Consider the following 26,427-nt stretch of genomic DNA (forward strand, 5'->3'; position numbering starts at 1 on the left):
GACTTATAGAATTTATTTAGAACTGTAATTTACATCAACAATAATTTGACATGACGAAGAATCATATTATTTATTTGCACAATTCGCCCAAGGACAAATATTTTGCTTACGTGAGTAGCAACAATAGCTGATTATCAGTCAAATAAAAATGTTATTGGTGAAATATGTCGATTGTCATAAAAATTTAATATTTAATATATATTTCAGTCAAAGATAGAATTTTAGACATATCAGAACATCAGCGATTAGGCCGTCACTATATTCTGCAACAATGGCTTCATCACTTATTCGACAGCACAATTACTCAAGGTAGATAGTTAAAAAGTGGCTAGTAAAAATAGCTAAGCTGGATAAAAACCATGAAGCTAAAGAATGAAGAGTTCTGAAAATGCAGGCAGAGTAAAATCTGCCTATAAGACCATTAGGAATGGACTTGATTAGGTTGATTACTGGTTATTAAATTTGTGCTGACTCTGTGTAAATATTGATTGAATCATCAAAGAAAACCACCCTTTAATGATTCAATCATGTTTTTAAAAATTTACAGTGACTTGCGACGGCGTGCTGTAAATCCTAACAAACCTAGACCTGCCAATAACATGGCATAAGTTTCAGGTTCAGGAACAGCAGCCAAACTATAGACTGTAGTTGTATTTGATACTTCATTTGCTACGGCAAGGTAATGCATACCATCCATTGTGAAGCCTTCCAAACCTTCTGGTGCAATATCGCCATCAGATACGATCATATCGATAAAGCTTGCGTTTGCTGGATCAGTAATATCAAAAATGCCAATTGCTGACTTAGTTGTACGCTCAAGACCAATAAATGCATAGGTGCGATCACCTATCACCATTAATTCGACACCTTCAGGCTCTACACCTTTATCATCACTTCGAGTGTCATCATAAATACCCAATTCAATTGCTTTAGCATCTAATTGACTACCACTGTCAAAAACGATATTGCCCGCCTCATCTCTAATTGAGAATGATCGAGCACCAAAAGTTACCAGACTTCCAGATACAGAATCAGTAGTAGAAACATTTAAACGCTTAATATCGTTAGCTGTTCCACTCAAAGTTGAGGCGCGGGCTTTATCACCATCATCTTCACGTGTATCACCTTCGTTAGCCATGACAATGAATGTTTGACCATTTGCCTCATATGCTGCCATGCCATCGGGCTGATATAAGCCCACTACGGAGCTAGCACGAAGCACAGTTTTGGTCGGGCCTGATGTACCTGAAATATAATCACGGTCATTAGGGTCAATATAATTACCTGCCAAACTGAAATCTTTAGCGCCAAGACCAATGACACTAGAAAAAGTGTTGGTATTAAGATCAAGCACACCCATTGCATTTGCTTCTTGTAATGAAACATACGCTTTAGTGCCCGCTGCATTTACTGCAATATACTCTGGCTCAAAATCCATCCCTGTATTGGTGCGAATATAACTACCAGTTTGAGCAACCCCAGCAAAACCAGCTGTCGCTTCTACAGTACGTGTGCTCATATTAACAATGCTAACACTACCTGCTGGGTCAGCTGCTTGGTTGCCATATACCGTAGGCGTAGCCTCATTTGCAACCAATAACTTGCTACCATCTTTAGTAAAAGTAATCATGTCAGGCAGTGCACCAACAGTCACAGAGTTAACACCAGCGCTAAGCGCTCTAGTCGTTGTATCGAAAAATTTAATTGTACCTGCATTAGTGCGCGTATTGGATTCGATTGCAAAAGCAGCAATACCGTTATGAATAGCAACACTATTAATACTGCCAAATGACGTTGTATCAATATGTTGAATTAAACTACCATTAGTCGCGTTGAGTACATCAACGCCAGCAACACCTGCTACCCACAATGAATTAGTGACACTGTCATAAGCTGAAATTTCAGACATCTGCCCAGCGGCGCCAGTTAAAGCATGGTTATATGTCCATTGTTTTGTTAGGCCGGCAAATGTGGTATCGGCAGAAGCAATAGCTGGTAAAAAAAGTGCCGAAACTAACGCGGCTATCATGGTGTTTTTCATTGAGAAATCCTTAAAGTTAAAGTAGTGACTAAACTTCAATTGAGTTCAGTAATTAAGTTCAGTCATCGCTATATAAAACTAAGTATTATCCTAATGTAGCGCCGTTACATCCTGAATATTCAAACATAACTGCATATAGTCCGAATAGACTATTTTGTTGTGTACTTTATCTACTTCTTTGAATACGTCTTTTAAAGTAAATCACGAAAATTGCTAGCCCAACCCCAACAACATCAGCTAACCAGTCATCTAAACCTGCAAACCTACCTGGCAACCAAACCTGATGAAGCTCATCCAGCACACCTATCAGCAAAGCCAAAACTGCAGTTACAAACGTGCTAAAATTGAATCCACTCGAAAAAAACAAAGTGAGCATAAAAAAGAACACAACATGTGCCAGCTTATCCCAAGGGTTTGGAAATAAAGAGCCAGCACCATTTTGAGCACCGCCAATAAACAAAGCAGCCAGCATGCAAAAAAAGGCAATGACAGGTAACCATCCTTTAATATAATGATTACGTGCAATCATACTGAATTCTTTTTCATTGAGTTTCTGTAAACTGAAACTGTTTCACCAGCAATCTTATTCCAGTCATACTTGCTAGCAACAAACTCACGTCGAGCCTCTCGTGAGTGGTCATCACGCGTTTTTTGCACAACCTTTCTCATCATTTTTGCCAACTCATTAACATTTCCAAGTCTAAAATAACACTCATCGGGTAAACCAACTTCTAAATTTGCAGGAATATCACTGGCAATCACTGGCAAGCCGAAGCTCAAAGCCTCCAGCATTGCGATTGGCAAGCCCTCATGTGAAGATGGCAACACAAATAATCCTGCATGCGCATAAAGCTGATGAAGCGGCAAACCTTTCTGAAAACCAGCTAATACAACATCATGCGTTTGCTGAGCTGCGGCGTAAACTTTACCAGCATAGGCATCATTGTGGTCTGATGCGCCTACTAACACTAACTTCCAACCTGCTATCTCTGCACGAGAAAAAGCCTCAATCAAATCAAGATGCCGCTTCTCTTCAACCAGCCTACTCACTAATAAAATATATCTATTATGAATCAGGCCATGCTCATGCAAAGCGTCCATCGTCGTGGGTATTTCAGGTATTACAACGCCATTGGGAATAAGCGTAGATTTCACACCATGTTTGGCATATACCAAATCTGCGATTACTTTTGAAATTACAATACGACCATTTGATAAACGCATCCCCCACCGCTCACCCAACCGCAAAACAGTACGCGCAAAATGTCCCCATTTTTGCCTATCATAATCAGGGCCATGATGAGTCACAACAACGGTCAGTCCTAATAATCTTGCAAGTAGAGTAAGGATAGCGGGCCCAATAGCTTGAATATGCAAAATATCTGGTCGCTTGATTGCAGCATACAGCACGCCTAAAAAGCTGTGTAAAATTGCCTCCAACCCTTTAGACTTAGGTGCCCAAAGTGGTATGAACCTCACACCATTCCACATAGGGGAAACTTCAGCAGGCTGATATGGTGAACGAACTAAAACCGTCACATCACAACCTAACTTAGCTAGTCTTGGACATAAATGTTCAGCATGGGTCTCAACCCCTCCTTGTACGTTTGGAAAACCACGCAAACCCAACATCATGACGCGAATCGGACGTGTCATGGGTTGTCTTCCTTTGAGAAAACATCCAACACATCACGAGCTAATTTTGACCAACTATATTCAGACTCAAGTAAAATTCGCCCTTTTTTACCCATTTCTGTTGCAATATCAGGATGCACTAACAAACTGAGAACTTTATCTGTCATCGCAGAAAAATCATTAGGCGCAGCTAAATAGCCAGTACTACCTTCGACGACCAATCCACGGTAAAAAAGAAAATCCCATACCACGGCTGGTAACTCCATTGCCATTGCTTCTAGGCATGTACCTGGCAATCCCTCATAGTATGAGGTTGAAACATAAATACGGCTACGGTTATAAAAGTCAATTGTTTCAGAGAATGGCACCTTTCCCGTTAACAAGACATTCTCACTGTGAGCTGTCAAAGCATCATTCACCCAAACATCATCATCACCGTATCCCACGATAACAATCCTAATATCAGGCTTTTTTGCAATCAACTGACGGCAAACCTCCACCATTGGTCGACTGCCCTTACGAAATTCAATTCGCCCACAAAATAAAACATCAATATCTTTTTTAACATTAGCATCTGGCGTAAACCGCTTTACATCAGCACCATTAGGTATCACTGTTATAGGGCCTTTGAACCCATAAGACAGCACTTCCTGCCGACTTTGCTCTGTGAGCGTAATCACTTTACTGGCCAAACCAAAAATACGGCGCTCCATCCATGATTTGATTGCCAGAGAAGTTTTGCTCCATTGACTTTCGAAATGCTGAGTTTCATAGAACCGACCAGACATCCCAAGATAGGTAGTATGCGCGGTGAGTACAACAGGTATATGCAGTGGTAGAAAAAGCCCTGGAATCAGTGGTGGAAAGTGCAAGTTAATCCACTGAATTTTTCCGTCTGCATACATACTCGTTAACAAATTTCGTACCTGCAAGCCCCACGTAAAAAGATTAAAGCGACTGGATGTGAACGGAATATGAATAATCTCTACACCAGAGTAACTGCGTGCGACACGATTTTCATCGCCGGTAATCAGATATACCTGAGGGTGGTCTGGCGGCAAGTTAGAAAGAAAGGAATCTAAATAACGTGCAATTCCACCGACACCATAGAACTGAGGATAGACAATAGCAATCATTTCAGTGAGCCAAATAAGTTTTCAAGTTCGCAGACTAAGCGCTCCCATGTGTACCCAGAAATAATTTTCTGGCGAGCATTTGATTCCATTTCTTTTAGCATGGTTGTATCACCTAAGGTCATGCATACAGCTGTTGCAAGTAACTCTGGATTAGCTGGCTCGACTAGAACACCAGTTTGACCACTCACCATTACTTCAGGCACGCCACCAACCGCTGTACTAACCAAAGATGTACCAGATGACATAGCCTCAAGTACCACCAAAGGGCACGGATCTTGCCATACAGACGGCAGGACAATAATATCTACTATAGAGTACAAATATTTCAATTTTTCGTGCGGCAAATAGCCCGTGAAAATAATTGCACCATTCACAGACTCAGCCAAATCAACCAACTGCTGTTCATAAGCTGTTTTAGCGGCTCCACCAAAGAATGAAGAGCCTGTGATAATCAAGCGAACATCTGGCATTCTTCGATGAATTTCACTAAAAGCTTCAATCAAGACATGCACGCCCTTAACAGGACTCAATCGTCCTACATAAAGCAAATACCTCTTTCCCTGCTCTAGCCGAATGACGTCTTTAAGCTGATATTCAGCCTCATCCCCATATGGCTTGAATATATCGGGGTCAGTCGCATTAAATACAACTGAAAATTTATCAGCATATTCAGGAAAATGTGAAACCGCCTGACGGCGAATATAATCGCTGACACAAATTACACGGTCTACTTTTGTTAACGCCCGACGGTATAGTGGACGAAACAGACGCATGGATAGATGATCGTTATGCATATGCAGCACAACCTTCTGACCAGTGCGCTTACGCAGAAACAGAAGAATATTGGGCTCATTATGCAAATAAACGATATCAAAATCTCGTACTACTTTTGCCACACGTTGCCCATAGGAATAGACATTCTGTATTTTAGCTAGATAACGTAACGGGTTTTTCCAAGTGACACAATCTTTGATTCGACTAAAAAGTCGCTCCATTCGCGTCCAAGGAATGCCGATATATTCAATAGCATCATGTCCTGTAGTTCCTGCTGGCCGAGAAACAACAGTCAACTTACGACCTGTAGCTAACATACGGCGACTAGCCTCATCCACCCAATGTTCTACTGCTCCTCCCTGTACAGGTGGAACTGGAAGCAACTCAGGTACTACTATCACAAGAGAACTAGATATCATTTGTTATGCTTTCAATTATCAATTCGTGTCACAAGGTGCAATAGCAATTGGGCATGTGTTATTTAACCCACCAGTTGGGTCACTCTTCCAGTCAAAATGATTAAAATAATTTAGTACATCTTGCCAATAGTTTGAGCCATTAGAGGGTTCTTTAGTCCGGCGCAGCCAAAACATATAATTTGGCTTTAGTTTACTTACAGCAAATTGATGTATAGAAGAAACACTAGGTTTATCGAACGGCCCGCCACCACCTACGGAGGATTGGTAATTATGGTAATCAACCCCCATACCAATAGGAATTACCCCTGATATTTTTGGGTAATAGGTATAAACTCCTTTAGCCAAATGTGTATTATTTTGATATGTATCTGGTCCACCCATACCAATACCAGCAGATTTCAGGGTACTTACAATCAGAGGAAGTGATGATTCTGGATAGTTGACGTATTGAATAACAACTGTGCTTGGAAAGGACTGTTTGGCAGCGGCAGATACCCTCAGCATGCCACTAATATAGTTTTTAATATGGGCTCTGTGCCACTCTGGCTCAGTTCGGCTTGGGGAGGTCTCCTCAAGGTTTACAGCTTCAAGATTAGGATGGCTATCAAATTCCTTACCTAATGCCTCGAGCAACTCAACCAAGCGATCTTGAACCCGATGATTGTAGTAGGCAACATTAAAACCTTTTCCTGAGTTGATGGGATAGACCCCTCCTTCATACTCACTAGCAAGCAAATAAGGTGGCACAAGTTTTTCTGAGGTGATAAATGATTCAGCCTGAATCGTTATTATTAGACGCTTATTAATTCTTGCCAGATTTTCCAAATCGGCTCTAATTTCTGAAAAATCGTAAACACCATAGCTTGGTTCTAACTTATTCCAAAAGTACTTCTTTTGCACCCCTTTAAAACTAGGGTTACCTCGCAAATCAATCATGGCAGAATAAAAATAGTATGGTTCTTTTTGGTTAGGATAAAGAGAAATGTAATGTCCTGGATGCCATTTGACCCCAACATTAGACACACTCACTTTGCTTTGTGGGTTGGCAACAAGAATTTCCGAATCTGCGCTCGCTTTAAAGCATAAAAAAAGAGAGCCTATTAGTAAGTAAATTTTTATAGATTTTTTCAGCATATCTGCACTTAATTATAAATTCCGCTAAAGTTAATTAAGAACATTGCTAGCAATTGATTCTGATGGATTTATCTGCTTCCGCATCAACCCAAGCACCATTCCTGCCGATAGATATTGCCATGCCACTACAGAATAAATACCAAGTGGGAAATTTCCTTTCTTAATTACCATAGCAACGAAAGGCAAAGCTAAAAGCGATATGAACATCGCCAGCATGATTGACCAAGGTCTCACCATTACAAGTATCATTAATAGTGACATCCACCAAAACATGACACCTAAATAAAGTTTTATGTCAGTCATTTCTCTCATCAGCAACGACATGTGATCTTTTCCAAAAGAAGCTCTGATAAGTTCACCTAAGCCTTGTGAGTATCTAGATTTCCAGCGTTTTCTGAGTAGCCGATATGCGGGCATCGTGTGTCCATAGTGTTTTACAGAAATGATAGGTAACCGCACCAATCGCCAACCAGCGGTTCTTAAGCGTATGCCTAACTCAAACTCTTCGTAGGAATGAAGGTTCCTGTTAGTTAGGTAACCTATTTCATCTATGGCAGAATGCCTGTATAGTCCACCACCGCTAATATGGTTAACATCTCCTGCTTGCATGTCTACTGGCGCACGTTGCACTCTAGCCTGAAACTCTAAATTATCTAGATGCATTTCCTGCAGTATTCCCCCTATTCCTGCAAGGCTATGGTTAGTTGCCATCAACTCTAGCGCTTGGCGCAAAAATTCTATTTCTATTTCCATATCAGCATCTAGAACGTATACAAACTCACCTTGAGCGTATTGATATCCTAATTGAGCGCCTATTCCACAACAACGCTCATGATGATTAGTTAGCTGAACGATTTTTACTGGGAATTTTTTAGCAATTTCAATGGTGTCATCTGTAGATAGAGAGTCTGCAAGAATGACCTCTCCGTTGACTTCAGATGCTGCAGCAAGTGCAGACCTTAATACGCGTTCAATATTATCTTGCTCATTAAGAGCCTTGATAATGATGCTCACTTTTACACTCATTTACGTGCCCCTAGCATTTCAGCTAAAGTGTCAACCGTCTTGTACGCATTCCACCTAAACACAGACATCTTCTCTTGTAACAGCGCCTTAATTGAAACTTCTTCCTGAATAAGTAAATTCAATGATTGATGAAGAGTTTCCCTACTGACTAACGGTGTATCTAACACAAAGCGAGTGTCTCCAAACAAGTCCTTATTAATTCCTTTAGCTTTTACACTATATGCAATCGAGATAGTGGGCACATAAGTTGAGAACGCGCCTATGGTAGCGTGCGTACGAGCACCGATAAAGAATCGGCAATGTGAGATCAAATACTTGAGTTGTGCCGCATTTAAGTGACGAGGCACTAATTTGACTCTATCGCTATACTGCGACAGTTGGGATAGCAATCCTTGCATATATGATGAGTCTGAGTTAACTGAAGAACCATCTAACGGATCTACGTGTGGCACCAAAAGCACCGACATGTCAGTTTTAGTCACTACATCTCTAATGAAATCTACAACATCACGATCTAGTTGCGCTCTAGATGACTCATCTTTTCTGTACCCTCTTACTAACGGACTGACATTCAAACCTAGAATATTTGAGTTATTGCCAAAAGTCAGGTCAGCTACATCAAACGCTTCTGGCAACATCGTAAAAGCTGGATCGGCAACCTGTGTAACGCCGCTCACGCCTAGCCCTTGTAAATACTCATAAGTCGCCGACTCACGCACAGTAATTGCCGCATAGCGTTTTAAATGCTTAACCATCTCACGTTCCACAGCTGGTTTAGCAGTGAATGGGCCTACTGAGGCACCCCATAGAATCGCTGGAACTCCCACATCTATACTTTTTTCGGCAAGGTTAGCCCAGTGATATAACGAAGCTACGCCATAATCCAAACTCAGATTATCCCCACCAGTAAATATCATGGCGTTAGATGAGCTAATATCTTGCGTACAATTATCGTAGCTCGCAAGTCTTGGTCTTGTTAAGCGCTCAAGTGCTGGTAGTACACGACAACCTCTAGCCCACCATTGAAGCGATTTGGGAAATTCTGGAACTGAGGTGAAAATCACACCCTGCTGACTAGCACTTTTCCATTGAACCTCATCAAGGCTTGGCGCTCTTGATGGGCAAAAGAAATGCGCATCTTGGTATTTATTCCTGACTAGTCCAACTATTGACCTGACTAAGGCCTCACAGCCGCGATTACCAAAATTACTTTGCCCAGCTAGATAGAATTTCATATTTGAACACCATGAATTTTATAAAAAAGTTCAAACATCATTGACATTTAGAACACCTCAACCAAAACATTGTCAGTGGACTTTCTTGGTGACCTTGGAACCAATACATCAGTTTCAGGGTAACCAATAGCCATCAGCATGATGACCACTTCGCTATCAGCCAAAGGTAGTATATTTCTGAGTGCTACATCTTTATCAGGTGAAACACACCAATTAAGACAGCATGTTGCTAAGCCTTGCGCTGATAGGGCATACATCAATGTCATTGAAAACAATCCACCATCTACATATGGCTCATGTCGCTCACTGGCATCAAAAAATGCAGCGCTATCAGAGGTAATCACGGCTAACGCAGGTATTGAGTGTCCAAAACCATTATTGCCATTTTGCAAGGCTAGTAATGCATTTTTTTTAATATCGTCTGTGATTAAATAAACTCGACATGGCTGCCTATTACATGCAGATGGACTAAGCTGAGCTAAACCAACGGTGTGCTTTATTATTTCTCGTGGGACTTCCATCGAAGTAAATGACCGCACACTTCTGCGTATAGAAACTAACTCGTCAAAATGATGTGGATTGTTTGCTATATCACTGTTCATACTGACTAGTTGATGAGGCGTAGCAAGTAATCTAGTTCTGGTCGGATGGTTGATTAAAAATGATTGAACATACGACAGGACTTTATCGTTTTTGTCTAAAGACTCTGACTGCAAACGCTCTTTATAAGCATGTAGGGTTTCAAGTGCACCCAAATAAACAGGATCACCTAACGGCAAACCTTTTAAGTCCCATGTATTTAATAGATTGATGACTGCACGAGCTGGTTCTTGCCCAAAAAAACGCCTAGGTCCCGGCATTACTAGGCCTTTTTCAATTTTATGAAATTGAAAAAGAAGCTCTGATGTTAGCTGCAAATTAGATTTAAGATGTAATGGCCAATACATATTCCGATAGGCATTGATAATGTCACGTAAAAAGTACGTTAATAGCCATAACCGCTTAAACTGCACTTTAACGGCTTGATATGTATTCCAAACGATTGGAAAAGTGCTAAGTTTTTTCTTTAAGATTTGTCGCATCGTCATGTTCTGATTAACCGCTGTGTAAAGTTTCATAAAATGACCATTCACCACACGAACACTGGATGTGGCAGTATTTTATTGATGAGATTACGCTCATCACTGGTAAAGGGTTTAATCAAATAGGCCAAAAATGTAAAAACTGTGCCAACGATTATCATGTCCATGCAAATAGCAACAAATTGCGGCATTTCAAATAATTGCTTAATTAACTTGGCCATGAGTAATCCAATCAGGCTAAAAATAAATATTTTTCCAATACCAAGCCAATCGCTTTTTAGTTCCAAGCCTTTCTTATAAAGTGAAGTAAGCACATAGCCACACCACATCACTTCACTGACTACCAATCCAACACAAAGACTGTAAGCACCAAATTTTGGTAGGAATGCCACCCCAAACAACAGCCCTAACAGCCCAAGTAAAGTACCATACAACCCAGAAGTCCCATCTTCTAACGCCAATGTCACTAAACTTAAGACTGCATGCCAAGTTTGAAATACAAGCAACACCATTAAAATAACAAAATAGCTGCCAGCCTCTGGAAACTTACCCCCTGAAAGAAAACTAGCTAACGAACCTCCAGAGGCCACCATGAACGCTATCAATGGGAATAAAACAAATAAATTTAACTTAAGGACTATATTGCTTAGTTGATTCAATCGCTTATTACGATCAACCAAATCGTGTGTAGATACAAATAACGGTCTTACTAAGCCTAGCAATAAAAATACTGGTAAATATCTTTGTAGCATTGCAGTGAAAGATGCGGCAAAACCAAAAGCTCCAACGTGTAGAACACCTGCAACTTTAGTTAGTATTAACTTAGTGGTTTCAGGGCCATAAACTAATCCAACTAGTTGCGCCAAATAACTTGGCCCAGCAAAACCAAGATATCTGCCTAACCCTGTATTTTTATCTTTAAGACCAGGTGACTTTCTTTTTAAACTCAAGCTGTATTTGAATAACATTAATACTGAAGAAATGGCACCGATGAAACTTGCTAACAATTCAACTTTCACCCAGTTGATGAGTGACACATCGCCAACTACATTAGCCATCAATAAAGCCAAGCCAATTAAACGCAAACCATTGCGAGCAAGAATGGCAATTTGTGAATACTTTTGCAGCAATAAGGAATCAAACAAAATGTCTATATATCTTGCAAAGCCTTCTGAAATGATGACAAGCCCATATAAAACAAACACTGGCTCATAAGCTTTTACATTCAACAGCTCAACCATCGATTTAGATAACAAAACCATCGCAGTAACGGCTACTATTAATGTAAGTAAACGAAAAGCAGATAATCTAAGTAGCAATCCGTGTAATGCTGAACCTTGGTTTTTCGACCTAAGCTCTGGCACATAACGATATGCTGCAGCAAAAACACCTAAGTTGCTTGCAAGCTGAGTTATCTCCAATACAGCTAGTAGCGCTATATAAACGCCATATTCATTTACCGGCAAAGCGCGTACTACAAGTAGTAAAAGCGAAACTCCAATCATTGCAGTTGCACCCTTGCCAAAAATAAAATGGATTAGACTTTGCCTAACTTGATATGCACTGTATGGGTGATTAGTATGCATAATCGCTTTTTGTTTTAGCTGTAATCTTGTGCTGGCTAACGCTCTGCGAAACATAGCCAAGAAAGAACATCAGCAGAACACCAAGTGCTGGAACTTCTGTGACATCCTTGCCATAAGGCAACATCACTAACACCATCAATAACCCACCAAAAATGGCTTCCGATACAGCGGCCTGAAATGGTTCAAGATTTATTAGCTTTGAGGCTTTAAGGGCTAACGATAATCCCTTAAAGATAATAAACAGATAGCTCAATACACCAATCAGACCAATATCCCACAGAAAAATACTTAAAGTTGATCGGTTAATATCAAACGAATATTTACGGGCAACCTCTCCTACCCCAAAAACACCAGATGAGCTACTGGAACCTGGCCCGTGACCAAATAAAGTATGCAATGGGTTGTTAAAACCATTTTCCTGCCACCAATGAACGAAGCTTGCTACTCGGCCCATTTCTCCCGTAACAAAATTAATATTGTTAGGATCAAGGCTGTACCAGAAAGCATCATTTAAAATTTCGATAATATCTAAATCAAAGCTACCAGTTTTACTTCGTAAAAAACCATAGAGAACAAGCACGCCAAATGCTACTAATACGCTGACTAGTAGTGCCAGCATCACCTTAAATGGATTTTTTTTCAGATAAGGGGCAAAAATTGCAGCCATACCAAGTGGCAATAGCAAAACAACCACTTTCACTTCCGCCAAGCCGATACAAATTGCACTAATAACAAGCGCTCCTGCCAACAACCATTTGCTTATCAGGTTGCGTCGATAAAGTGCAACACAAAGTACCGATGTAAAAACAAGAAACCATGCCATGGTGCCAGATGCCCCACCACCCATCGGGTCACCACCAAAACCACCAACAATTGCATCCCAACTTACCCCATGCAAGCCACCAAGATTGCTTCTTTTAGATGCTACAAATAAATATTGATAAAGTACCAGTGGTAACTGAATAAATACAACCAAGATACAAAAACGCCATAATTTATTTAACGTATCAAGCTTTACACCGAAATAGGCAATTAAGAGAAATACACTCCATAAAAATATGTAGCTCTTAGCTGCGCGGAAAGCCTGAAATGGCTGAGAGGTATTGATTAACATCGACAAAATGACTGCCCCAATAAAAATCAATACAGGAAATACCAATGGTGGAGAAATACTTAGTCTTGAAAATGGGCTATTGGCATAAACCATGGGCATTCTAAGAAAAAACAGCATCCCAAGTCCGTAAGGAATCCATACCGCCTGATTGAACCCAGCAAAATACATTGCTTGACCAACCACTAACAGCGCCATCACAGCGACACCCCATATTAAAGTTGCGTTACTAAGTGCTAGTAATGCAACGCCGCCCAACGCAGCAATCCATAGCATATCTAACTGTTTAACACCTAGCGCAGTGATAAACCCAGTGATAAGCGAAATTGGAATGACTAAAAGCAGCATAAACAATACTGTTTTTAGATTCATCTGGTTAGTTTTAAAAGCCTTAATCATGAGACTCTTGATAAAAGCTTGGAAAAATATGAACGAAACCGTGAGTGATCATCTTGTTAAGCATGATTACCATCAACTTCACGATGCTAGGGATAGCTTGTTACGTTAGAGGTAACACCAGCTATTTTTAGGCGGTTATAAGGTTGCATCCCGGTAAGAATGTCTTTCAAAAACACATCCTGGAGCAAATACCCCTGATCTGCATTTTCATTAATAGATGAAACTCTGAACAATAGTCCATCAGGAATTTCACCCCTAAAACCATATCGCAACTGCTCTAGCTTGGTCTCCTTACCGCCCATCACCACTTTGTCGCCAACAGTACTCCAATAAGTTAACGGCTCATTCCTATTACCTAGCGTTGTCATGATGCGTTTAACGCGGATACTGCCAAAATTAGTGTTTAACTCATCATTTTTTGAAGAAACAATCTGAAATCCCTGTGCGGGGTAGCAAACCTCAGGATAATGTAACTGTTTAGCGTCGCTTTGATCTGCTCCATAAGCAATTGAAAGCATTATTCGATCACCTTTAGTATTGACATAAGTGCGAGCAAGCGTCTGCGTATAAATTTTCTTCAGCATCTCTGTCTGCTGTGGGTTTACAATTTGGCCAAACCGTTGTGGCTCTTCTTGCCAATCTCCAAACTGCTTTGGAATCATCACATCAAGATTGACCGCAGCTCCTTCTTCAGCAATTCTCTTCGTAGGGCGTAATGCTAAAGCTGCACCAGATGTACTTAGCATCAACACTGCAATCACTATATTTTTATATACGCGATTCATTTCTGTAAATCTCCGCCACTCAAACGCATATTACGCTTATCCCAACGTTTAACTCCCAACTGCAACATAGAGTCAACACCCATGATTAAAATCAGCGCAACCATAAACAAGACCATTCCAGCAAACCCGTGTATAAACCCTTGGCCGGCTTCATCGCCAAAATGATAAGTGACCAATGTGAGCACCATGACGCGTATAACGTTAGCTGTGAACGAAATCGGCACAATTAAAATAGCGAGTGTGATGTTGCGAAACAAAGAGTTATGTTTAACCAAGTTTAGATATAACAGCCCCAACGCTTCCAGTGAAATCAACGTGTGCATACCAGCGCAAGCATCTGCTACCAACAGTTGATACGGGCCAATCTGCAAAATAACGCCGGCTCTTGCAATAGGATAGCCAACCCAAAACAAAACATTTTCAGCCACATATGAAACTGCCATCTTCATGGGTAAAGTGACCGCATCAAGAAATACGCCTGGAAGCGGAATCATGAATAAGATAAAAAACAACGGAAACCACATTGCTTTAAGTGCAGGCATTCCTCTTGTTAGTAACAAGATGCCAGCCAACACTGGAATCTGCGACCCAATATCTAGCAAAAATATATCTTGTGAACGCCCTAAGGTATAACACAGAAGGCCAAAAGCAAGACTAAAGCTACCCAATACTGGCCATGTTTCAACACTTGGATTAGGTTTTAAAGTTTCACGACTTTGCCAAATTAAGAACAGCACAACCATCAGTACAATTGGTCCGTGCGCTTGATCATCACTACCCCACAGTGATGTACTCAATGCATAATAAGTTGGAATATAGAGCGCTATTAAACCAAGTAAAACTGGCCACCATTCTGTTAGATTGGCTGAAACTGCATTACGCTGATTTAAAATGCTACTGGTCATGTTAAATACCTAGAAATCATTGATAACTGCGCCAACAACACGTGCACCAGTCATCGTTATTTGGTCTCTCACCGCAGTTAAATCTGAAAGACGCGTATGATTAAGTTTTGAAATAAGGAGTGCGCCTCCACAACGTGCGACTGTTGACTGGGCATCGGCAGTAATAGCGGCAGGAGTGGTATCTAAAAGTACAACATCGTACTCAGCAATTGCTTGATTCATAAAGTCAGTGAACGTTGCACGACTTAATAGCTCTTGTGGGTTCGGTGGTAACGTACCAGCACCTAACACTGAAAGGTCAACGAAAGAGTCGACTTTAGTGACAATATCTAAGCCAGCACGTCCTGCTAGAATGTCTGACAACCCTCGATTCTCTTTAATATTAAAAATATTATGCTGGCTAGGGTTACGTAAATTAGCATCTACCAATAACGTTTTCTCGCCTAATTGCGAGAAAACGATTGCTAAGTTAGCAGCAAGATAACTGCTGCCCTCATCATCGTTAGCACTCACGATAGCAAGCGACTTATAGCCTTCACTAAACCATCGCATCATCAACTGGCTGCGTAGCGCTCTTAAAGCCTCAACTTGTTGGGTAAAAGGCTGATAGGCAGCAACAAGCTTAGCACTGTAATTGCCCTGCCCTGGCTGCAAGTATGGATAATCAAACTGTAGTGCTAATACTTGCCGAATATCAGCCTCGGTAATTAAACCTAACTTCAACGCTGCATCCCCGAAACGTAAACCCTGCTTTTGTTGAGCGAATAAAATATTCTCAGCATCTGCAGGGGTTATTTTCCCAAGATGCAATAACAATCTGCCGATAGAACTTTCGCGTGCTGGGTGAGAAGCTAAAGGTACATCTACTATATTGTGCATGGTATTTTGCATAGATATTTCCTTAAGCTGTCTTGAACGGATTATTAAATAAACCCATAAAATTCTTACTAGTTTTGCTTGGGTTATCTTGAATCAAAGCAAAAACAGGTATTTCTAGCAGCTCACTAATATCTTCTCGACTACGAACTCTTCTATCCATCATCTCAGCGATTAATCCAAAGCCAATACCTAACATCGCACCTAAAAATATTGACAGCATAATGTTCAACATAATTTTGGGGCTTGAGTGCTTTTGTGGTGCGATGGCTGGGTTAAGCACTGCAACATCAGTTTGATTCACATTGCCCTCAAGCGTGGTTTGAGTAAGTCGTTGGCTGGCGGCATCTAATGCACGCTGTGCGTTCTCAACATCACGCTGCTGGACGGACTGCTGGTCTCGTGAAAGATTCAACTCCAAAACCTTGGCTTTTTGTGCAGCTAATGCGGCTCTAATTTCAGCTTCGCGTTGTTTATGAATATTTGCGGTACCACCAATAGTGCGAGTGGCCTTAATAGTCTCTTCCAACAACTGGCTTTTAAGGTTACTCAGTTCTGCTTGAGCAGACTGATATTGAGGATGACTTAAACCTACACGTTGTGATAGTTCAGAGAGTTTAGACTCTGCGCGCACAATATCAATTTTTAGATTCTGCACAACAGGGTTAGCTGCAACGTCTGGAGACTCATCGCCATTACCGCGAGTTCGTTGCTGACGAGAGGTGGCTTCATAGGTTTGCGACTGGGCCATTACCAACTGTGATGAAAGGTCATTAAGGCGCGCACTCTCAACGTCCAAGTTACCCATGACACTGGTCAGCCCTTTTTCCTGTTGATATTTTGAAAGTCTAGCTTGGGCTGCTTCAAGATTTTCTCGTAATGCTTTAGTTTGCTCGCCCAAAAACTCTGCAGCCTTTTGTGCTGGCTCAACTTTAAGTTGAATATTAGTTTGCTGGTAGGCATCAGCAAATGCATTAGCGACTGCAGCAGAAAACTCAGGATCTGAGCCACTAAACGATATTTCAATCACACTGCTTTCACGCGCTGGTTTTACATCAAGTTTTTGCAGCAATAAGTCAGCAAACCAAGCACGGATATCGCCAGCACCTTCAGTGGCTTGATTAAACTGTTCTTTTGCAGCATCGCTTTCAGTAAACTTTAGTTTGTCTACCACTTTCATTGCCACATTACGACTGGTAATAATGTCCATTTGCGTAGCCATATAACCCGGCATTAACTGTGCAGGTAATGCCAAACCAGTGACAGGGTCCATCCCTTTGTAATTAAGCACTAATGATGTGGTTGCTGTGTAAGACTTAGGCAACAACAAGCTAATCACAAGCGTTGTTAATACGGTGATACCAAATGTAATCAGGATAATCCTGAATCTTGCTTTTAGAATAAGTAGAAACTGAGTGAAATTCATATGGGTTCCTAGAACAGGCTTTCTTGAACGTAAAGTACATCGTCCTGTTTAAGAGCGTCAGTCATTGCTGGAGATAATTTCTCTATCACACCATCAACGTTACGTCTGTGCAGTTTAATGTTACGTTGGGAGCCACGTGCAGTTGGGCCGCCACCTTGCGCAAGCGCCTGAATTACCGTCATATTACGCTCCAAGCGGAACGAACCGGGGCGCTGTACTTCACCATAGATGTAAACCATAGGTGCGCGTGGAACATAAATACTGTCGCCACTCATCAGTGGAACATTTAAATCATTGTCACCAGTACGGAAAAGGCTATCAATATCTACTTCGAAACGGTTTATTTTTCCATCTCTCACAGTTGTCACAGTTGCAGTATCCGAGCCAGATGGATTAGCGCCACCCGCCACACTTAAGAAATCAGCAACAGTTCTAACGCCACCTACAACAGCATACTTACCTGGTCGGTTGACTTGCCCCATGACTGAAACATCTCTGGCATGTACATAAACAATTTCACCGCCTTTTAACTGCACATTCTGTACACCATCTCCTTTGAAGACGATATTGTGCAGGTCATACTCAGCTTTACCAGACTTACCAACAATAGTGACAATATCAGACCCATCTTGTGTGGCACCGCCGACAAGCGCTAGTAAGTCAACAAGGTTTGTAGCGCGATCTAATGGATATCTACCTGGTTTATAAACACTACCAAGCACAGAAACCATTTTGCTTTGAAACTGAACGACTAAAATGTTAATTTGTGGCTGCTTAACAAAGCCGCCACTCTCAAGCAAATCTGCAATCTTCTTCTCTGCGCCCGAAGAGGTGATGCCTGCAAGCTCAACCTCACCAATAAGCGGGAAACTTACTTTCCCCGCTTCTGATATACGTGTTTCAAGTGTTAAATCTGGATTGTTATAAACTGCAATCTTAAGCACATCACCAGGGCCAAGTAGATAGTTCGCCTCCTCGGCAGAGGCTACTAGTAGCCATGAACCAGTAAACATTACCATCATGAGCGTTAAAAAGTACTTAACAAACTTTCTTAATATCAACAATTTATCACTGTACATATAGACTTTAACTCTCTTAAGATTTAGCAACTGGTAGGTTGTGATAAAGCTACAGACCTGATATGCCTTTTTCTATGTTCTTTTGATGAGTACTTTGATTAACGGCAGCATCAACTTTTGATGCTGCTTTGAAACCTGCGTCAGGTTTAGTTAACTCTTTGTCAGCATTAACACTTTTTGACACTGGCGCATTTGAAGCTGGCACAGTTGCGTCAAATTTCTTCATCTCTGAAAATGCACCTACAAACTCAACTTTTGCTTTTGATTTAAGTAAGTCCATTTCTTTTTTAGCAAGTTTTGATTTATTTTGATTTAAGAAATATTGCTCAATAAATGGCGTTGCATTCTCACGTGAGATTGGTGTCAATTGTGATGCTGCCAAATGTAAAACGTTAAGCGAACGTTCAGTAGGTACAAGCATGAAATCACCATCTTTGAGCGACTGTAGCTTTTTAAGCATATCTAATGGCAATTGCTCAGCGGCTCTTACATTGCTGTTTGCTGTAAATGGATAGTTTTTCACTTTGAGCCAAGCGGCAATTTCACTGATATTTTTTATATCTTTAATTCCATCTTGAACATCAGAAAACTTATCTTTACTGACATCAATCACAAGCTCTTGCAGACGATAAATTCTGCGGTTAGCAAATAACTCTGTGTGTTCTTGATAAAAAGTGTCGATTTCATCTTTTGTTGGTTTAACCGCTTTAGTCATTAATTGATCCAAATATGCCTGTGCCAATATTTCATCTTTAGATGACTCAAGCGCCTGTAGAATCGCTGGAGAGCGATCAAGCTTTGCTTCTAACGCTTGTTGTTTTAGCAACTGTTGATCAACCAATCTAGTTAATATTTGTTCAGAAGCCTGTTTGCTTTGCGCTTCACTTACCTGCCCCATTCGAGCAAGCTGAAAATTAACTTGGTGAATTGAAATTTCATCACCATTTACTTTAGCCACAACTTGAGTTTCTAATTTACCTTCTTCAGATTGATCTTTTTTTCCGCAAGCTGAAGTTAAAACTGTCGTAACTACCAATGTCAGCAACAAGTATTGTTTTATGAACCGCATATTAATCTCTCATTTATATCTAAAGTGATATCACTATAAGAATTTAATATGACTTTAATATGTCAGATATGCGTAATATTTATGATGAATAATGCAGGCATAACAAAAGGGCTACTAAATCAATATTTAGCAGCCCTTTTATTTGTGAAATCTTATTAAGATTTAGTTTTACGACGGAACGCCATGAACCCAATCAGCATCAAACCTGCTGATAATGAACTCCAAATACCCGGCTCTGGAACCAAGCTAACGTTATCTAAACTGCCACCAAAACCATCACTTAAACCAGTGGCGGCAAAAGAAAGTTTGTCGCTACCTGTGCCCATCACTGAAAAGCTAATGGTGTACCAGTTATTGCCATTTTTACCAATACCACTACCAGTGATTTGTGATAATAATGAACCGTTCCAAAACGCTTTAATTGGGTTAGATTGACTAGTAACACCTTCACGTGGCGAATAGTCAAAAGACAAATCATAAATAGAACCAGCTGTTGTGCTAACCATTTGAAAAATTGAGTTATTGGCATTAGTATCTAATTCAACATAGTTAACCCCATCGGACGCTACGCCAGAAACATTGTTACGCAACTCGACATTATTAACACCAACCCAACCTGTTAGATTGTTATAGATACCCCAAGAACCATTAGCTTGTACATCAGCCTCAAAAGAACCATTAGTCACTAAGTTAGCATTTGCTAACGATGGCAAAGACAGCATTGCCAATAAAAATGCAGCTTTTCTCATGTCATTTCCTTTATCAATAAGTAAGTATGTTTTACATGCACTAATTATTCATGGCTTGAATGACAAAAGGTTGATTCCACCCACTCCATTCGGACTAGGCTGACCAATTAAAATGATATGCAAATTTTTGCTTAAAAATCGTAACGCATTAACAAATTGACGTTATTGTATTTGTAGCCAAAATTTGTAATTGTTGATGTGCGATGCTCACCTTGATATTGTATTTGTAATACAGATTTGGTGGTTGGAGTATAGATTAAGGATAAATTGGCTAATTTTGATTCGTCGTAACGATTGCCGTCCACTAACAAAAGTCCTGTGTTACCGAGGTAATCTCTTTCTTCATAACCAAGCCCAGCACGAACTGCAATTTTACTCGTTGCATTCCAAACCTGATTAACTCCAAAACCTTTGGTTTCTAGATAAGTTGATAACACATTATCAACCGGTGATACATCTTGATAGGCTGTAAGATTGACGGATGTTTTAGCTGTAAGCATGTGATCTAGATTCCAACGCTGACTTAAGCCACTAAAATCCCGTTGTGGGGTATTTTTATATTTGATATCAACCTGCGATAGTCTTGCTGATATTTTAGTTTTTACACTAGGCAGCCAAGTTGCGGTGACGATAATATCTTTCTTTGTACTTTCATCACCAAAAAAAGAGGATGTTCTGTTCGGAAAATCTGAATCTTGTACACGATAAGCCAAGCCTAGTTCTGTACCAAGTGGATTTTGATAATGTACACCTACTTCAGAAACATCATCGTTCCTATCAGCACCACTGAAGCTGATTAACTCATTCTCAGTTTTAATATCCTCTTTTGTAAAGTCCAGCGTCCAGCTTGGATAAAAATTCCAGTGGGTCACCATACTTTTACGACTTGTTTCTCTTAAATTCTTAACTGGCTGCTTGATTTCATTAAAGCCTGAAATAGCATCATTCTGACTAGCACTAATCTCTCCATAAAGCTTGTTTCCAAGGCGCCAATTCCAGCCTAGTTTGTTTGATTTACCAACATTATCTAGGATGGAAAATCGGTTATATCGACTCTCATTGATATTGGATACTAACGTTATATTTTGCCTACTTAACTTAACATTAACGTTTACACCCAAATCGACTCGCTTTACGACATCTGACATGTCCGACGAGCCGAACGCAGCATTTGCCTGCTCTGCCGAAGGAAACCTAAACACATTGTCATCATAACTAACATTTGTGCTTACGTAGGGTTTGATATCGATCATACCTTCAGCAAATGCCGATACAGCAATACACATTAGAGAGCCAGCTAGTATTGATCTGTAATCTTGCTTAATCATTACCAATACTGCCAATTTCCAGTTGCCACAATCCACATGCCTAAGAACCCATTAGTCACAGCATGCGCAAAAATGGGTACCCATAAATTTCTAGAAATTTTGTATAAAATCGCATAAACAAGACCTGCAAATAGCCCAGCAAGCCAAAGATGATGCTCTAAACCAAATAGAATAGAACTTGTGACAATCGCAAAAAAAGAAACACTTGCAGGAGAAACATTGAGAAATGCATGATTATCAAGCCAGCGCATCAGAAAAGATCGCCAAAATAACTCTTCCATGACGGGAACAATCATAGCAGCCCCAAATAGCCGTATAGAAATCCATAAAATGACATCAAGCTGTTCTTGGCCTTCACTAGGGTTAAACCCTTGTACATCACCACCTAATGTAGCCCATGTAGGATAAGGCAACACCCAAATTAAAAACACGACTAAACCAGCATTTGCAGCGTAGATTAAGTGTGTCATTTTTGGAAAAATGCTTAGCTCTACATAACAACGTCTATAGCTAATCATTAAAGCAAATACTGTAAGAATTTTTACAGCATAGAGCCATTTAGCATCCATGCCTAAACTATTAAACAGTGGTGTTAAATAGTCTCCTACTGCTAAAAACAAAATGTAAATGGCAAAGGGTAAAACTCTTGGGATGATGTGATTTTGATTTGTCATGTATTCACTTTTTAAGTCAATACATATGCTACGCAACAAATATGACGGGATTATTTCTATTTTATAGTTTTAGATTCAAAATCACGCTAAGGTACTGAGCATAATAAAAATTAACATAATTTAAACTGATTAATTTTTCGGCGACGTAAAACCAAACCGATCAAACCTATCCCGGCGGACAACATACCGTAGACCTCTGGCTCTGGAACAGGAGTTAATAAAAAAGCGCGCGTCTGCCATTGCGAGTTATATCCATAGCCTACAATCTGGCCTCGGTTGTTTATGTCCTGTGCGTCAGTCAATGTCCACCCAGTACCAGCAATACCATTAAGTGCGTTAAGGTCTGTCATGATGCCATTTTCGTAAATGAAAGCGTGGTTATCATCGTTTAAAGTATTAGCATAACCAACAACAACGCCATGATTGTTGACTTCATTTGCCCCACTGAACCTTCCGCCCAAAGTGCCAATATCAACCATATCGCCGTCTTGATAGATAAAACCATGATAACCATCATTGTTTGCTAAATAAGCGGCGCCTACAATCTGCCCTGAGTCATTAATACCTGACGCCCAGCTATAAGTGCCTCCTAAAGTACCAAGATCAACGATATCTGTCCCGTTGTAAAGAGTTGCGTGCTGTTCTTTATCATCTGCTGTATATGAATATCCAACAATCTGACCGGAATTATTAATATCATTCGCACCGTTTACACGGCCGCCCAAAGAATCCAAACCTTGGAAATTACCATTATCGTTAAGGTATGCCGATGATGATGAAAACCATTGCGTGTAAGCGCTACCTACAGACTGCCCAGCTTCATTGATGGCACTGAGGTTAGTATCGCTATAACCCCATGTACCTAGATCTCTCATACTTTCGTTGCTATATTGAAATGCGTGGCCATATATATCATCACTTGATGTGTACGAGCTTCCTACAACCTGACCATTGTTGTTGATATCGTAAGCAAAGCTATCTGTTCCACCTAGTGTTCCGAGATCAGTCATCTTGCCATTTTCATAAATAAAAGCATGCCTAACGTAATCACCCAGCATATATGAGTACCCGACTACTTGACCTAAGTCGTTAAGTCCAAATGCATAACTGTGGTTACCCCCTAACGTACCGAGGTCTGTGATTTCGTATGTGGGAGTAGCTACGACAGGCTGAGATATCATTAATCCCAACAAAGTAGACGTATAGATAAAATAATTAACACTCATGATTTAGTTCTTAAAATTGAATAATTACAAATTCAATCTTAACTTCAACCGCAAGCGCTATGGTTACCAATTAATGAAGATACTATAAGCCGAATGAACCAAGAGGTTTAGTCATTTAACTTAAACATACATCTAATCTATGCAACTGTTTATCTATAAAACTATTGAAGCTAATAAGCTCACAAAAACATACGGTTTAGTTAGCGCAAACAAATATCAAGCAATGACTAAAAGTTGATTGATTTTCTTAATAAGAAGATTTATGAATGACCACTTTTTCTTCATCAACATTATCTTGTTGGTGCTGCAAAATGTTTTCCAACTCTACTCTTTTTAGCTGAAAAAATGGCTCATCTCTCATCACGGCAGTGTAAATACCGGGCTTATCATAGATATCAATCAGGTCTGTACTAAATTGATGTAAATTGCTATTTTTTTGCTCGCACGTGCGTAGTGAAAGATTACTGCTGGCAAGATTAGTCGATAATTTTTTTCGCTGACTATCATTTACCTGAAGATCAGTTTGTGCTTGCTTATGTTGCAATGTAAGATCGGCTAAGTTTTGTTGTGTAGCCTCTAGTAAAGTTTGCATCTCTAACAACTTGCTTTCAAGAGCAACTTTATCTGCACTGGTTTTAGCTAACTCAGTTTCCACACTGCCTAGTTTGCGCTGTGTTGCTCCCAGAGATGCGCTACGTTTTTGCAACTGTTCATCATTAGTTTTAACCTGATCTTCCAGCTCTTTTTTTTGTAGCTCAAACTGTGCTTGCATGTTCGCTTTTTCAGCCTCCATCTCTTGCTTAGCTTTTTGTACCATCTGCTGAGCACGTCTGGCAGCTTTATCTTTTTTTTCTGCTGCATTGGCATTATCTGGATAAACAAAACCAATTGCCAATGATGCAACAAGCAACCAAACTACTTTAGGATTTATCATCAGCTTCATTATTATCTCCAATCAATTAAAACTTGGCATTAAGGTCAAGCATCAATACATCGATTGATAATGGATTCCCTGATGCAACTCTAGGTTTAATTTCATCTGCACTAAACCATCTTGCAGTTAACCAAGTATTTTTATCCAAGCCATAACTACCGCCAATAATCCAACCTTTTGCATTGGTGCCACTTTGATAGAAATCTGAATCTGTATAGGCATCTAAAACCGCATCTGCCTCCAATCGTTTATAAGCGACAAAAGCTTGCCAGTCATGCGCTTTGAAAGTGGTTGGCATACCAACGGCAAGCCTAACTTGATAAGCATCTACTTGTTTTTTATCAAAACCAAACTCAGTCAAGCCTGCAGTACCAATTCTTTTAAGAATCTCACTTTTGTCATAGCCAATATTTCTTGCATAATCCCCTGTAAGGGTAATATGTACAGGGTCAAACGTAGCCAAGTCTAATTGAGCAGTTAAGTTTATATTGCGAAATTTAGAGAGTAGTCCGTATTTTGCTATTTCATCTTGTGTTTGACCTGCTCCCGGTGTGGTGGATCGATTAATGTCAAATACAGAGTTCCCTTTAGTGCGATAAACAGGAATCGTCGCATCATATGGAGGAAAGTCATCTAGTCCTTGAGTACCATTTGATACACCTTCTACATTATCAAACTCATACAAGGCCACACCAAATTTAACGGATGATTTATTCGCCGACGTCCATTTAATACCAGCTTGTGAACCATACATCCATTTGCCTTTAGCTAAATTTGTTTCCGACCCTTCAATTTCATCAAGCGGAAAAGCACCCAAAGTAGCAAACGCAGACCAGCTATCATTAATATTAGGCGTGAAACTTGCCGCTACACCATCAAATGCAAGATCAGGATCCCAAACTAAATCAGTTGAAAAGAACGGGTTCTCAAAGCGACCACCTACTACATTTAGCCATGGTGTCACCTGTGCATTCATATATGCACGATCTAAGCTAACAGTGTACTTAGCACTGGCGGCTTCTTGCGTTTGGTTTGGAGATATCGGATCATTCAAACCACCAGTAGTCATTCTTATGCCACCGTTTAACCAATCATTCACCTTAAGCTTTACACCCAAGCGTGCACGAACACGCGCTCTTTCTTGGTCTTCTGTCGTGTTTGATAATGTAGTGCCACCATTTGCAGCATTAAAATCTTGTGTTAATGGGTTATCTTCTGCAAATTTATCAGCCTGATAACGCAGGCGGAGATCACCTTCAAATGTAAATCGGTCCAGCCAATCAGGCAAACCAAGGCGCTCACCAGCCTTGTAGTTGAGCTTAGCCATGACTTCTTTTTTAATTTCTTCTTTCATCTCTTTTTTGACAATTTCAGGGACATATTGCACTCTGACCATTTTGTCTTCAACTGCGCTATCAACAGCGTTTTCGTTTTGTGTGTTAGCGGTGATCACAGCATCTTTTTCTTTGGCCTTAGCAGCATCTTGTGACGCCTGCTTTAACAGTTCATCAGCTTTACCTTTACTCAACACACCTTCTTCTACAAGTAAGTTAACTAGATTAACTGTAGTAGAACGTAATTGCTCAAGTGACTCTCGCTCACCTGCGCTTGCTGAAACCATTGATGTGGATAAGAAAAGGGTAGCAACCGCTACAGAAATTGTTTTATGCGTCATTCGAGTATGATTCGACGGATCACTAGAGGCAAACCCATGTTTATTTGAGCCAGCCTTGAGTTGGTGCACTCGTGCCATGTTAACTTCCATTTCATTTTCAAAAAAATTTATCATCTCATTCTG

23 protein-coding genes are annotated in these 26,427 nt (G+C 40.3%); all 23 read right to left on the reverse strand.

Going from position 1 to position 26,427, the window contains the following annotated elements; translation table 11 throughout:
- Nucleotides 1–541 precede the first annotated feature (541 nt).
- The 23 genes from FG24_RS12035 to FG24_RS12145 all read right to left on the reverse strand — a co-directional run bounded on the left by FG24_RS12035 (nucleotide 542) and on the right by FG24_RS12145 (nucleotide 26,418).
- Entirely contained in the window at nucleotides 542–2,041 is a 1,500-nt protein-coding gene (locus FG24_RS12035) for a choice-of-anchor I family protein (protein WP_036303672.1), read from the reverse strand.
- A 166-nt stretch (nucleotides 2,042–2,207) separates the two neighbouring features.
- Nucleotides 2,208–2,570 (reverse strand): VanZ family protein, encoded by a 363-nt coding sequence (locus FG24_RS12040; protein WP_051901542.1) that lies wholly within the window; start codon nucleotides 2,568–2,570, stop codon nucleotides 2,208–2,210.
- A complete protein-coding gene (locus FG24_RS12045) occupies nucleotides 2,567–3,697 on the reverse strand; it encodes a glycosyltransferase family 4 protein (protein ID WP_235189774.1) in 1,131 nt (376 codons plus the stop codon). The genes FG24_RS12040 and FG24_RS12045 overlap by 4 nt, the downstream gene beginning before the upstream one ends.
- On the reverse strand, nucleotides 3,694–4,812 hold the full coding sequence (locus FG24_RS12050) for a glycosyltransferase family 4 protein (protein WP_036303674.1): 1,119 nt from the start codon (nucleotides 4,810–4,812) through the stop codon (nucleotides 3,694–3,696). The genes FG24_RS12045 and FG24_RS12050 overlap by 4 nt, the downstream gene beginning before the upstream one ends.
- On the reverse strand, nucleotides 4,809–6,005 hold the full coding sequence (locus tag FG24_RS12055; protein ID WP_051901543.1) for a glycosyltransferase family 4 protein: 1,197 nt from the start codon (nucleotides 6,003–6,005) through the stop codon (nucleotides 4,809–4,811). The genes FG24_RS12050 and FG24_RS12055 overlap by 4 nt, the downstream gene beginning before the upstream one ends.
- An 18-nt stretch (nucleotides 6,006–6,023) precedes the next feature.
- Nucleotides 6,024–7,139: a hypothetical protein gene (locus FG24_RS12060; protein WP_036303675.1), complete on the reverse strand. Its 1,116-nt coding sequence runs from the start codon at nucleotides 7,137–7,139 to the stop codon at nucleotides 6,024–6,026.
- A gap of 30 nt (nucleotides 7,140–7,169) precedes the next feature.
- Nucleotides 7,170–8,165 (reverse strand): glycosyltransferase, encoded by a 996-nt coding sequence (locus tag FG24_RS12065; protein WP_036303677.1) that lies wholly within the window; start codon nucleotides 8,163–8,165, stop codon nucleotides 7,170–7,172.
- Nucleotides 8,162–9,400 (reverse strand): polysaccharide pyruvyl transferase family protein, encoded by a 1,239-nt coding sequence (locus FG24_RS12070; protein ID WP_036303679.1) that lies wholly within the window; start codon nucleotides 9,398–9,400, stop codon nucleotides 8,162–8,164. Before FG24_RS12070 ends, FG24_RS12065 begins: the two co-directional genes overlap by 4 nt.
- Nucleotides 9,401–9,447: 47 nt before the next feature.
- Entirely contained in the window at nucleotides 9,448–10,518 is a 1,071-nt protein-coding gene (locus FG24_RS12460; protein WP_051901544.1) for a nitroreductase family protein, read from the reverse strand.
- An 11-nt stretch (nucleotides 10,519–10,529) separates the two neighbouring features.
- Nucleotides 10,530–12,068, reverse strand: coding sequence for a lipopolysaccharide biosynthesis protein (locus tag FG24_RS12080; RefSeq protein ID WP_036303681.1), 1,539 nt, complete (start codon nucleotides 12,066–12,068; stop codon nucleotides 10,530–10,532).
- Nucleotides 12,058–13,578 (reverse strand): hypothetical protein, encoded by a 1,521-nt coding sequence (locus FG24_RS12085; RefSeq protein WP_036303683.1) that lies wholly within the window; start codon nucleotides 13,576–13,578, stop codon nucleotides 12,058–12,060. The genes FG24_RS12080 and FG24_RS12085 overlap by 11 nt, the downstream gene beginning before the upstream one ends.
- An 86-nt stretch (nucleotides 13,579–13,664) precedes the next feature.
- Nucleotides 13,665–14,363, reverse strand: a complete 699-nt coding sequence (gene epsI / locus FG24_RS12090; protein ID WP_036303685.1) for an exosortase-associated protein EpsI, B-type — start codon at nucleotides 14,361–14,363, stop codon at nucleotides 13,665–13,667.
- Nucleotides 14,360–15,268 (reverse strand): exosortase B, encoded by a 909-nt coding sequence (gene xrtB, locus FG24_RS12095; RefSeq protein ID WP_051901545.1) that lies wholly within the window; start codon nucleotides 15,266–15,268, stop codon nucleotides 14,360–14,362. The genes epsI and xrtB overlap by 4 nt, the downstream gene beginning before the upstream one ends.
- A gap of 9 nt (nucleotides 15,269–15,277) precedes the next feature.
- Nucleotides 15,278–16,159: a chain length determinant protein tyrosine kinase EpsG gene (gene epsG, locus FG24_RS12100; RefSeq protein ID WP_036303686.1), complete on the reverse strand. Its 882-nt coding sequence runs from the start codon at nucleotides 16,157–16,159 to the stop codon at nucleotides 15,278–15,280.
- 10 nt (nucleotides 16,160–16,169) lie between these two features.
- On the reverse strand, nucleotides 16,170–17,570 hold the full coding sequence (gene epsF / locus FG24_RS12105; protein WP_036303687.1) for a chain length determinant protein EpsF: 1,401 nt from the start codon (nucleotides 17,568–17,570) through the stop codon (nucleotides 16,170–16,172).
- A gap of 8 nt (nucleotides 17,571–17,578) precedes the next feature.
- Entirely contained in the window at nucleotides 17,579–18,649 is a 1,071-nt protein-coding gene (locus FG24_RS12110; protein ID WP_235189775.1) for an SLBB domain-containing protein, read from the reverse strand.
- 49 nt (nucleotides 18,650–18,698) lie between these two features.
- Complete coding sequence (locus tag FG24_RS12115; protein WP_036303688.1) at nucleotides 18,699–19,718, reverse strand: EpsD family peptidyl-prolyl cis-trans isomerase; 1,020 nt, start codon at nucleotides 19,716–19,718, stop codon at nucleotides 18,699–18,701.
- A gap of 155 nt (nucleotides 19,719–19,873) precedes the next feature.
- Nucleotides 19,874–20,467: a PEP-CTERM sorting domain-containing protein gene (locus FG24_RS12120; RefSeq protein ID WP_036303689.1), complete on the reverse strand. Its 594-nt coding sequence runs from the start codon at nucleotides 20,465–20,467 to the stop codon at nucleotides 19,874–19,876.
- A 131-nt stretch (nucleotides 20,468–20,598) separates the two neighbouring features.
- Nucleotides 20,599–21,795 (reverse strand): XrtB/PEP-CTERM-associated polysaccharide biosynthesis outer membrane protein EpsL, encoded by a 1,197-nt coding sequence (gene epsL / locus FG24_RS12125; protein WP_051901546.1) that lies wholly within the window; start codon nucleotides 21,793–21,795, stop codon nucleotides 20,599–20,601.
- Nucleotides 21,795–22,469 carry a CAAX prenyl protease-related protein gene (locus FG24_RS12130; RefSeq protein ID WP_036303691.1) on the reverse strand — a complete coding sequence of 225 codons (675 nt, stop codon included), beginning with the start codon at nucleotides 22,467–22,469 and terminating at the stop codon, nucleotides 21,795–21,797. Before FG24_RS12130 ends, epsL begins: the two co-directional genes overlap by 1 nt.
- A gap of 110 nt (nucleotides 22,470–22,579) precedes the next feature.
- Nucleotides 22,580–23,695, reverse strand: coding sequence for an HAF repeat-containing PEP-CTERM protein (locus tag FG24_RS12135; protein WP_081880986.1), 1,116 nt, complete (start codon nucleotides 23,693–23,695; stop codon nucleotides 22,580–22,582).
- Nucleotides 23,696–23,942: 247 nt separating this feature from the next.
- A complete protein-coding gene (locus tag FG24_RS12140) occupies nucleotides 23,943–24,638 on the reverse strand; it encodes a hypothetical protein (RefSeq protein ID WP_036303692.1) in 696 nt (231 codons plus the stop codon).
- 16 nt (nucleotides 24,639–24,654) lie between these two features.
- The gene (locus FG24_RS12145) at nucleotides 24,655–26,418 is read right to left on the reverse strand and encodes a putative porin (RefSeq protein ID WP_235189776.1); all 1,764 of its coding nucleotides are present in this window, start codon (nucleotides 26,416–26,418) and stop codon (nucleotides 24,655–24,657) included.
- Between the last annotated feature and the right edge of the window lie 9 nt (nucleotides 26,419–26,427).

The sequence above is a fragment of the Methylotenera sp. L2L1 genome (genome assembly GCF_000744605.1).
Classification (GTDB): domain Bacteria; phylum Pseudomonadota; class Gammaproteobacteria; order Burkholderiales; family Methylophilaceae; genus Methylotenera.

What these genes read in the sequence shown, in the direction of transcription:
- xrtB (WP_051901545.1), bottom strand. Translation starts at nt 15,268, where the DNA reads ATGACCAGTAGCATTTTAAATCAGCGTAATGCAGTTTCAGCCAATCTA.
- FG24_RS12045 (WP_235189774.1), bottom strand. Translation starts at nt 3,697, where the DNA reads ATGACACGTCCGATTCGCGTCATGATGTTGGGTTTGCGTGGTTTTCCA.
- FG24_RS12130 (WP_036303691.1), bottom strand. Translation starts at nt 22,469, where the DNA reads ATGACAAATCAAAATCACATCATCCCAAGAGTTTTACCCTTTGCCATT.
- FG24_RS12460 (WP_051901544.1), bottom strand. Translation starts at nt 10,518, where the DNA reads ATGAAACTTTACACAGCGGTTAATCAGAACATGACGATGCGACAAATC.
- FG24_RS12115 (WP_036303688.1), bottom strand. Translation starts at nt 19,718, where the DNA reads ATGCGGTTCATAAAACAATACTTGTTGCTGACATTGGTAGTTACGACA.
- epsF (WP_036303687.1), bottom strand. Translation starts at nt 17,570, where the DNA reads ATGAATTTCACTCAGTTTCTACTTATTCTAAAAGCAAGATTCAGGATT.
- FG24_RS12035 (WP_036303672.1), bottom strand. Translation starts at nt 2,041, where the DNA reads ATGAAAAACACCATGATAGCCGCGTTAGTTTCGGCACTTTTTTTACCA.
- FG24_RS12055 (WP_051901543.1), bottom strand. Translation starts at nt 6,005, where the DNA reads ATGATATCTAGTTCTCTTGTGATAGTAGTACCTGAGTTGCTTCCAGTT.
- epsL (WP_051901546.1), bottom strand. Translation starts at nt 21,795, where the DNA reads ATGATTAAGCAAGATTACAGATCAATACTAGCTGGCTCTCTAATGTGT.
- FG24_RS12135 (WP_081880986.1), bottom strand. Translation starts at nt 23,695, where the DNA reads ATGAGTGTTAATTATTTTATCTATACGTCTACTTTGTTGGGATTAATG.
- FG24_RS12145 (WP_235189776.1), bottom strand. Translation starts at nt 26,418, where the DNA reads ATGATAAATTTTTTTGAAAATGAAATGGAAGTTAACATGGCACGAGTG.
- FG24_RS12120 (WP_036303689.1), bottom strand. Translation starts at nt 20,467, where the DNA reads ATGAGAAAAGCTGCATTTTTATTGGCAATGCTGTCTTTGCCATCGTTA.
- FG24_RS12140 (WP_036303692.1), bottom strand. Translation starts at nt 24,638, where the DNA reads ATGAAGCTGATGATAAATCCTAAAGTAGTTTGGTTGCTTGTTGCATCA.
- FG24_RS12060 (WP_036303675.1), bottom strand. Translation starts at nt 7,139, where the DNA reads ATGCTGAAAAAATCTATAAAAATTTACTTACTAATAGGCTCTCTTTTT.
- FG24_RS12080 (WP_036303681.1), bottom strand. Translation starts at nt 12,068, where the DNA reads ATGCATACTAATCACCCATACAGTGCATATCAAGTTAGGCAAAGTCTA.
- FG24_RS12070 (WP_036303679.1), bottom strand. Translation starts at nt 9,400, where the DNA reads ATGAAATTCTATCTAGCTGGGCAAAGTAATTTTGGTAATCGCGGCTGT.
- FG24_RS12050 (WP_036303674.1), bottom strand. Translation starts at nt 4,812, where the DNA reads ATGATTGCTATTGTCTATCCTCAGTTCTATGGTGTCGGTGGAATTGCA.
- FG24_RS12110 (WP_235189775.1), bottom strand. Translation starts at nt 18,649, where the DNA reads ATGTACAGTGATAAATTGTTGATATTAAGAAAGTTTGTTAAGTACTTT.
- FG24_RS12085 (WP_036303683.1), bottom strand. Translation starts at nt 13,578, where the DNA reads ATGATTAAGGCTTTTAAAACTAACCAGATGAATCTAAAAACAGTATTG.
- epsI (WP_036303685.1), bottom strand. Translation starts at nt 14,363, where the DNA reads ATGAATCGCGTATATAAAAATATAGTGATTGCAGTGTTGATGCTAAGT.
- FG24_RS12040 (WP_051901542.1), bottom strand. Translation starts at nt 2,570, where the DNA reads ATGATTGCACGTAATCATTATATTAAAGGATGGTTACCTGTCATTGCC.
- epsG (WP_036303686.1), bottom strand. Translation starts at nt 16,159, where the DNA reads ATGCAAAATACCATGCACAATATAGTAGATGTACCTTTAGCTTCTCAC.
- FG24_RS12065 (WP_036303677.1), bottom strand. Translation starts at nt 8,165, where the DNA reads ATGAGTGTAAAAGTGAGCATCATTATCAAGGCTCTTAATGAGCAAGAT.